Annotated in this window: 1 pseudogene; it reads left to right on the top strand. The window is 53.5% G+C overall.

Annotated elements, in window-relative coordinates:
- Nucleotides 1-1012, top strand: a pseudogene (locus AC2A06_RS18585) (autotransporter outer membrane beta-barrel domain-containing protein); the annotation flags it as partial.

The following is a 1012-nucleotide window of genomic DNA, read 5'->3' as shown; positions in this document are numbered from 1 at the left end:
ACTGGATGCCAGCCATATCAATCTGAGCAATAACAGTGATGCACAGGGCTTGAGTGGGGTGCTGGATATCACCAACGGCGCTAGCCTGACCATTGATGGCAGCACGCTGCTCAATACTCTCGCCAGGGTGAATGTGGCGGATACCGGCAGTGATTTGAATATCACCACCACCGGGGCGTTGACCTTCAACAATGCGCTGACCGGTGTGGGGGATGTCAATGTTGATACTAACCAGACGGCGTTTAACTTTGGCAGTACGGTGGGCAGTGCGTTTGCGGGCAATGTCAATTTGCAAAACACGCGGTTTGATCTGTCCGGTACTAATACCACCAGCTTAACGCTCGCCACCCTGAACCTGGGTGCGGGCAGTAACACCAATGTGGGCGATGGGGTGCAAACCCTCGGTCATCTGGTGTTCAATGGCGGTGAGTTAACTTACGCTCATATTACTGAAAATAACGGTGTGATCACCGCTGATGGCATCATTACGGCACAAACCATTGATACCACTGCCGGCGGTACCGTCAGTGTTAACCTGCCAAGCAACTTATCCCCCAGTTTGGCAGGGTTAAATACGCTGGATTTAGATACCGGGGTGGCTATCGCCACCTTGGCCACCGGTGTGGCCACCGGCACCGGCAGTGAATTGATCCTCACTGATGGGAGCTATACCCCGATTACCGGCATCTATCTTCAAGGGATTACCAATCCTGGTGATAGCCAAGTCGCGGCAATGGGAAGCTTCGAGTATGGCCTGAGTACTGGGGCGGATAGTAATGGTTTATATGTCAGTTATCTGCTGAAACAGCTGGAACTGTTAACCACCGGCAGCCAGGCACTGATGTTACAGGGCACCCTGGCCAATAACGGCTCTCAACGCAATAATCTCGGGGCCAAAGTGATCGGCAGCGGGGATTTGGCTATCGACTCCCCCAACGATGGCACCATCATCACCGTGTCCAATGCGACCAATGACTACACCGGCGATACGTTGGTGCGCTCAGGGATCTTG

This window comes from Serratia sp. HNCC26DJ244 (assembly GCF_057180565.1).
This window is presented reverse-complemented; position numbering and strand designations above follow the sequence as displayed.